Annotated in this window: 2 protein-coding genes; both read left to right on the top strand. The window is 54.6% G+C overall.

What is annotated here, in order from left to right; genetic code table 11:
• The coding region (locus ABD971_RS02410; protein WP_345319037.1) for a COG1361 S-layer family protein at positions 1-3,668 on the top strand (3,668 nt) is incomplete at its 5' end.
• Between the two features lie 225 nt (positions 3,669-3,893).
• Entirely contained in the window at positions 3,894-8,921 is a 5,028-nt protein-coding gene (locus ABD971_RS02405) for a putative Ig domain-containing protein (RefSeq protein ID WP_345319035.1), read from the top strand.
• Positions 8,922-8,924: the final 3 nt, after the last annotated feature.

Genomic DNA, 8,924 nt, shown 5'->3' with positions numbered 1-8,924 from the left:
GTTGGCAATTGCATTTCGATGGTTCGGATTTGGCGATGACATCGTCGACCGAGGATATCACTGGCGTTTCAACACATCCGATCACGGGACAAATTTACTTCACCACGCTTGGTCGTGTCGCAACACCCACCTTCAGCGGCCTTGGCACCGATGTTCTCACTTGCAGCGACGGCACTCTCGGCGACGACACCACATGTGAGGTGTCCGCCCTGTACTCTGCTGCTGCCAACGGATTTTCCCAATCGCTCGATGCATTGCACGTCGTCATTCCATCGGACTTGAGCGGCGTCGACCTTGCGATTGCAATCAACGCCCCTTCCGAACCGGTTGTCGTTGGCGACCAAGTTCGCTTTGCATTGACGCTCACCAACCACGGCCCCGCCACCGCGGAAAACGTCGTTTTGAGTAACGTGTTGCCACCGCAGACAACGTTTGTCAGTGCATCGCCATCGTATTCACTCGATTCGGGGATACTTAACTTTGATCTGGGGGACATCGGCGCCGGCGAGAGCGTGCAATTGGAAATCATCGTCGCGACATCCCAGCCAGCCACCCTGGTCAACACCGCAAGCGTCAGCAGCGATAGCGAAGATCGCGTTTCGGCAAACAACACCCGCTCGGCCACCGTGGTGGTCCATCCGGTGCTTGCCGATTTGGTGGTCACCCAATCCGATGCTGCCGACGCTGTCACCGCTGGTGATACGGTCACGTACAAAATCACGGTCCGCAACGACGGGCCACAACCGGCCGTCGACGTGGTCGTGACCAACACTTTGCCGGCGGACGTCGAATTGGTCTCGACGTCGCTGCCCTATTCCTTGTCCGGCAGAACGCTGACTTACACGCTCGGAGATCTCGACGTCGGCAGCGTTCGCACGATTGATCTCGAAGTTTTGACTGCGACCACCGGCACGTTGATCAACTCCGTCGACGTGACCTCCAGCACCGATGATCCCGACGCCACCAACAATACCTCGATGGAAACGACCGAGGTGAATCCTCCTCAAGCGGATCTGCTAGTCACCCTTGACGACTCCGCAGATCCTGTCCTGGTCGGTGACAGTTTCAGCTACAACTTGACCGTGACCAATCTCGGTCCCGAGCCCGCGACCGACGTAACGTTAAGTAGCGTTTTGCCGACCGGAACCCAATTTGTCTCGGCCACATCGGGCGGTCAATACGACAGCGGCATCGTCGAGTTCGAACTTGGTGATCTGGCTGTTGGCGAAAGCATCGACGTCAGTATCGATGTTGTCGCAACACAAGCAGGTCAACTGACTCATCATGCAAGCGTGTCGTCGGACACGCTTGATTTAACCCTCGCCAACAACGACGCCAGTGAAACGACGCACGTTGATCCTCCGCATGCAGACTTGAGTCTTACGATTAGCGGAGCTGCTGAGACGGTCACCATCGGCGACGAGCTGACCTATCAGTTTTCGATCACCAATCACGGTCCCGAAGTCGCGACCGGAGTCCAATTGATTAGTCCAATTGCATCATCGGTTGACTTGGTTTCATCCTCGGACGCGTTTACGATCACCGATGGTGCGGTCAGTTGGGAACTCGGCGATATCGCCAGCGGTCAAACGCGACAAGTCACCCTCACGGTCGCCACGACCGAAACAGGACCGCTGAGCAACACGGCCACCGTCGCATCCGAATTGGCGGATTTGAACGAGCAGAATAACGCGGCGACTGCCACCTCACTTGTGCTTGGCGAAGCCGCGGAAAACAACGTGACCTTTGTCAGTTTCGCTGGTAGTGGGGTGATCGCGGACATTCCGTTTGCTGACGAAGATATCCTGGCGTTCGATACTGTCACCGGTCATTGGTCGATGTACTTCGACGGATCCCAATTGGGACTCGGTTACTACGATGTCAATGCCTTTCACATCGCAGCCGATGGCAGCATCCTGCTCAGTTTTGATTCCACGGCGCGTGTCGATGAAATTGGATTGATCCGTGACAGCGATATTGTGAAATTCACTCCCACTCATCATGGCGTCCTGACTGCGGGGACATTTGAGTGGTTCCTTGACGGATCCGACGTTGGACTTAGCCCTACCAGCGGTGACGTTGACGCGATCAGCATGACGCCCGATGGACGATTGGTCATCAGCCCGCCTGGAGACCTGCAAATCGCCGGGGTGACGGCATCCAAGGAAGACTTGTTGGTGCTCAACAACAGCGTTTTCGGCTCCACCAGCTCGGGGCAATGGGAGCTGTACTTTGATGGATCCGACATTGGACTGGCCAACGATAATCTTTGGGGCGTTTCCGTCGATCCAACCACCAACGCCCTTCATCTGGCCTTTCAAAATGAGTTTTCGTTTGGAGGCGTCAGCGGCGAGGCGATCGATATTGTCACCTGCGTCCCCGGCACGACCGGGGATGAAACAACGTGTAACGTGACGGAGCAATTTGACGGCAGCAATCATGGCATCGAAAGCCACCATGCCCTAGACGGAATCCAAGTTGGCAGCTTTACCGGCCGCGAGGTGTTTGGCCAAGACGTCATCTACATGAGCTCTATCAATGGATTATCGATCGAACATTTGAATGTTGCAGACGAAGACATCTTTTATCACGACACGCGCAGCGGTGCATGGAAGTTATTCTTGGATGGTTCCGATGTGGGGATCAATACCGACGTCGATGCGTTCGACATCCAAAGCGACGGCAGCGTATTGATGAGTTTCAATGCGTCCACAACGATCGCGGGGCTTGGAACCGTGGACCGTCCTGATATTGTGCGATTTATTCCGACGACTACCGGAGCCGAGACGTCGGGCCATTTCGAAATGTTCTTCGATGGGTCCGACGTAGGGCTAACCACCTATTACGAAGACGTCGATGCGATAAGCACGACCTCCGGTGGCGATCTGCTGCTTAGCACAAGCGGAGGATTCACGGTCGATGGGGTTAGCGGAACCAATGCTGATATCCTTCGCTTTTCTCCGACGATGTTAGGCGACATTACCGCTGGCAGCTGGTCACTTTACTTCGATGGTTCGGATGTTGAATTGACGGCGACCAGCGAAAATGTGATTGGCGTCTCTCGAAGTGCGGATTCGCAAACGCTCTATGTGACCACACTGGGCACGAGCTTCACCGGCGACATCGGTGGTTCGGGTGCCGATATTTTGGCTTGCAGTGCAGCCCATTTCTCGGAAGAGACCGTTTGCACCGTCGAAATATTCTACAACGGAGCGATGCAGGGGATTACGCAATCACTTGACGCGATTCATGTCAATCCACCTGCGATCATCCCCTACGTTTCCCTGCAACCCACAGCCCTATCGCCTGTTAGCCATTCTGAAACCAACGGGAATGAACCGGTTACCGCCTTGGATACTCCACTTGTCACCAACCTGCTTGTGGCTCGGCCACTTAAGGTAAACGCGTCGCAGCAAGCGCTGGACGTTCCCCAGCCGTCCATACCTGCCCGCCCCCCGGAACTCGTCGCGTTCCCGCCACCTGTATTGAACGAAACGAGGCAAATTTCGTTGGCTCGTATTGAAACACCGGGTTCGAGTTTCACGCGGCTGGACATGCCTGGTCTCTCTATGAATGCAAAAAAACTACCTGCGGAAAGTAACCGATCCCCCACCGAAAGTGAGGTGGACGACTTTTTTTCTACTTCTAATTTTCTTGATTTCGCGTAGCGCAAACCCGACGCCGGGTCCGCAATAAACTCGGATATATACACAAAAAACCGAGTCTCTCTCTCTGAAAACGCGAGCAGAGGGGTGCGATAACCGCCCCGGCCTACCTAGTCAAACTGGTCTGGTACCATCCCTCACAATACGTAGAATGCGACGCTCTTCGGCCACCCTTAGGCCACCTAAGCCCCTTTTCTTCGATAGGCTCCTATCACTGGGAGAGAGCGAATGCAGATCAGGTTATCTTCTGACAAACGATTGCGCCGGCGCGTTTCGCGGCACCAGAACAAGCGACGCCAACTGCTAGAGCGGCTCGAACCCCGGCTACTTCTGGCTGGCGGCAACCAACCACCTCAGATCGCCACCCCGATTGCGGATCTGACCTTGGGAGCCGAAATTCCATTCACCTTCAATCTGCTACCGACGACCGGAGTCGTGTTTGGTTACGGGTCCGGAGGGACCGATATTCGCGCGACAGACAACTACTTTGCCAGCGGGGTTCAGTTTCTCGGCGCATGGGAAGACATCACCTTTACCGGCAATACGGTGATGAACGATGACCCTTACCGCGTTCTCGAGTTAACCGACATCCCCCGTGGTGTGTCACCTCAAGACTACATCTGGGACGATAACAGCTACGTCTCCGATACGCGTCGAGCATTCAATTACGACGGTTCCGTCGTCACCTGGGACCAATGGAAAGATCGTTCGGGTCTTGATGCCAACAGCACGCTTACCCACACCGTCAATGGAACGGTGGTTGACGTACGTCCAAACCAATACGAACCCGGTCGTGGAAATGCGGTCGTTTACAACTGGGACCGACTCGATCAAGTCGAGCTCGATTTGTCGGAGGTGGTTCAGGTAGGAGCGGCGTTTGAGATTTACGACGTGCTCGACCTCAAAGGAGATCCGGTCGTTTCTGGCGTCTACGATGGCAACCCAGTCTCAGTTGCGATGGTCGACCGAGTCTCGCCCGTTCCAATCGGTCATAACCCGGTCGCCCCGTTGGTGGTCGACAAAGAGTTTGGCAGTTTTCTGATTTTGTCCGAGGCCGATCCGGTTCCCGCGAGCGGAAATGAGTTCTATGTCTCGCCCAATGGAACCCCGCAGGGCAATGGCAGCCAGAGCAATCCATGGGATATGCAAACCGCGATGAGTCATCCCTCGAGCGTCGCACCGGGTGACACGATTTGGATCATGGGCGGGACCTACCGCGGCAAATTCACCAGCACGCTATCGGGTACTGCCAACAATCCGATCTACGTGCGGGAGCGCCCAGGCGAGGAGGTGATCATTGATTTGAACAATGGAACGCCCCTAAATGCGGAATTGATCACCGTCGGTGGGCAATACACGTACTATCAAGGATTCGAGGTATTCTCGAGCGATTTGTCGTCACGTACGACCAATATTCCCGGATCGTGGCCCGCGAACATCAATCGGGGAAACATCAACGTCCAGGGGGATCACGTCAAGATCATCAACTGGGAAATTCACGATCTAAACAAAGGTCTGGGGTATTGGGCACGTGCCGATGGAGGCGAGGTTTACGGATCGCTGATTTACAACAATGGCTGGTCGGGGCCTGACCGAGAACACGGTCAAGGAATCTACGCGCAAAACGAAGACTACACCCGCGTCTTCGCCGACAACATTCTGTTCAACCAATTCCGGCATGGCATCAAAGTCTATGGATCCAGTGCCGCAAGCTTGAAAAATTCTACGTTAGAAGGAAACATTGCCTTTAATAATGGGGCTGCTGGCACCGAAGGTTTCACGGGCGCTTGGCAATACTTGATCGGAGGTGGATCCGAAGCAGAAAACATCGTCGTCAACGAGAATTTTGCCTATGTCGGCAAACGTCACTTCTTTGACACCGATTCCAATGACACGTTGTCCTTCACGGCGCGGCAAACCAACGGGCAAGCACTGCCGTCGTGGCTCAAATTCTATGGCGACGAAGGTTATTTCACTGGAACTCCATCGCAATCGGACGCGGGAACGATCTCGATTCAGCTCACCGCGAGAGACCGATATGGCGCAACCGCCACGGACTACTTTGACATCACCGTCAATCCGGCGAACCAGACGCCCAGATTGGTTTCCGCAATTCCAAATACCACGGTCCATCGCAACGCCTCGTTCGACTTCGATATCTCGAGTTACTTCCAAGACGCCGAGGATGGCAACGATCTGTCCTATTCGATCGCGCCTCGCAATGGTGGCGTCTTGCCTAACTGGATCGACATCGATGTCGAGACCGGAGTGATCACCGGCCATCCCGTGGCATCAGGCACAACCGCGATCCAGGTCACCGCGTTTGATAGTCGTGGAAGTTTTACTTCGGATCTTTTTAACCTTACCGTTGACAATCAATCGCCACAATTAGCGGACGTGCGGATAGAGTCCACTGACAATGCTGCAGCAGTCACGCTAGGCAACGACACGATCTACACCGTCACGGTGAGTAACCAAGGCGCGGTCACCGCCCAAAACGTTCTTGTCACCACCACGGCAAGCTCAGGATGGTTGAATTCATCGCTTAACAGTGGCTCGGGTGGCAATCGAGTCATCACTTCGGACGTTGGTAGCTTGGCAAGCGGTGCGTCAAAGCAGATTGAAATTCGAGTCACGACGACGCAGCCCGGCACACTGTCACTTGAGTCACAGGTAACGACCAGCACAAGTGAGTCCAACTCTCGCAACAATGCCGATTCGACAAGTGTATTTGTCAATGCGTTACCCGTCGCGTCGAATGACAATGTTCAGATCAACGAAGATCGTCCGAGCGCAGTCAGCGGCAATCTGCTCAGCAACGACCAAGACGCGAATGGCAATGAAACGTTGAGCGTGATCCAAATCGAGCGATCAACCAACCCGTTTGCCTCGCCGGTGGTTGGCAATTTTGGATCGCTGCAATGGGATCGCGATGGTTCCTACTCTTATGTTCTGGATCGGTTTGCGACCGAGATCCAAAGTCTGACGGAAAATGAATCCTTAACCGAAAGTTTTCAATACACGGTCAGCGACAGTTACGAAACCGATACGGCGTCGATTTCATTCCAAATCCACGGCAGCAACGACACACCGACCGCCGACGATCTCGCCTTTTCGATCAACGGTGATGCATCGGCAGTGGTGCATGCCGTCGTCGCTGACGATATTGATGGCGACGACGACGCAAACTCACTGAGCTACGAATGGTTGACCTCACCTTCGCGTGGCCAATTCGTAGACCTTGGTCGCGGCCAGTTCCGCTTTGATCCGGCCGACCAGTTCGACGATCTACTGGTGGGACAGCAGGAAGTGCAAACCCTTGTCTATCGTGTTACCGATCGACACGGCGCCAGCACCCAAGCGAGTGTCGCGATCACCGTCAATGGCAAAGGAATCAAGTTGCCTGATGACGGAGACACTCCGCCGCCCCCGCCGCCGAGCACCAGCGAAATTACCTATGTAAGTTTTTCCAGCAACGGAATCGTCGGTGACATTCCCTATGCGGACGAAGACATTCTGGCGCTGAATACTAGCACCGGCGAATGGTCACTCTACTTCGATGGCTCTCAAGTCGGTCTGTCTCGCTGGGATGTCAACGCATTCTATGTGCAAGACGATGGTAATATCCTGCTGAGCATGGATTCCAACAGCTATTCAAGAGAGCTGGGACTGGTACGTGATTCCGACATTTTGAAATTCACACCAACTGGTCTCGGTACGAAGACCGCTGGAACGCTCGAGTGGTTTCTTGATGGATCCGATGTCGGTCTGAACCCCACCAGCGGCGACATTGATGAAATTAGCTTCACAGCCGATGGCCGCCTGGTCATCAGCACGGTTGGCAACCTGCATCTTGCCGATGAAACGGTCAGTAACGAACAGAGGGTCGTGCTGAATAACGGTGTGTTCGGCGCCGAATCGTCCGGTGATTGGTCGCTCTATACAGAGAGTTCCGACGGCAACCAAGCCGCCACCGCTTTTTCGGGAAATTCGCTTTCGTTGGCTGGCGGCAACGTATCGGCTGCGAGGAGTGTTTTCGCAGCGTCCGCAATCGGCAGTGACGCGAACGCGTTGACTGAGATCGAACGAGCCGCACTCGATGGCATTCAACATGGCAACTTTACTGGCACCGAAGTGTTCGGGGACAAAGTAATCTACATGAGTGCACAGAGTCGTGTATCGGTAGGCGACTTGACCTTCGCAGACGAGGATATTTTTATCCATGACACGCGAACCGGCGCTTGGCGAATGTTCTTTGACGGTTCGGATGTGGGCATCCGTAGCGACGTGGATGCATTTCACCTCCAACCCGACGGCAGCATCTTGTTGAGCTTCAACGCAAACACGAAACTTGCCGGACTTGCCACGATCGCTCCGACCGATATTGTCCGATTTGTCCCCACAGAAACCGGTGATAACACCGCGGGAACCTTTGAAATGTACTTTGATGGATCGGACGTGGGACTGAGCACCTACTACGAGAACATCGACGCGATAAGCCTGGATACCGATGGAAACTTGATCATCAGCACCACCGGGCGGTTTGCGGTTCCCGGACTTAGCGGAAGCCAATCCGACCTCGTGAAATTTAACGCAACCCGTTTGGGTGATGACACTGCTGGTACTTGGCAGTTGTTTCAGAACGGCGAGGAACTCGGATTGAAAACGTCCCGAGAAAATATCACGGGCGTTTCGTTGAATCCAGAATCCAACCAGGTCTATTTCACGACGCTGGGAAATCTAGTGACCTCCGACGTGAAGGCCACCGGTAACGATATCATCGCCTACAGCGAGAACGATCCCATCGACTCGACGTCCATTCTGTACGTCGGATCCACCAACGGGATCACACGTTCGCTGGACGCGATCTATGTCGTCGATCCAGTGCAAAGGGTCGGGCAGGTAGCCGCTTCCTATCAAACGGATAGCCCCTCGACCGATTCGGCAACGTCGCTTCGATCGAGCACTGCTCGCACGGTTGGTACCCCGACGGCGGCAATCGCGGTGCAGCCGATGATCTCGTTGTCACCCAACCAAGTGACCGAGTCTAGCGAACAGGACGATTCGGCCGATCGTGCTGAAACCGGCAGCACGGCGGTGGGATCAAGCAAGACTGATTCCAACCGCGTTGGAAATGCCGCTCTCGCGAATCAATCGGCTCTTGATCCCGAGTCGGTCGACGTGTTGCTGGCCTCATTGCCGGATTTCGAAAGCGAGTCGTCTGCAATCGAAGCATTCCCAAATTTGCTTCAATAAATC

It is taken from the genome of Novipirellula rosea (assembly GCF_039541335.1).
GTDB lineage: Bacteria > Planctomycetota > Planctomycetia > Pirellulales > Pirellulaceae > Novipirellula > Novipirellula rosea.
Note: the sequence above shows the minus strand (reverse complement) of the source record. Positions and strands in the feature narration are given on the sequence as shown.

What these genes read in the sequence shown, in the direction of transcription:
- ABD971_RS02405 (WP_345319035.1), top strand. Translation starts at nt 3,894, where the DNA reads ATGCAGATCAGGTTATCTTCTGACAAACGATTGCGCCGGCGCGTTTCG.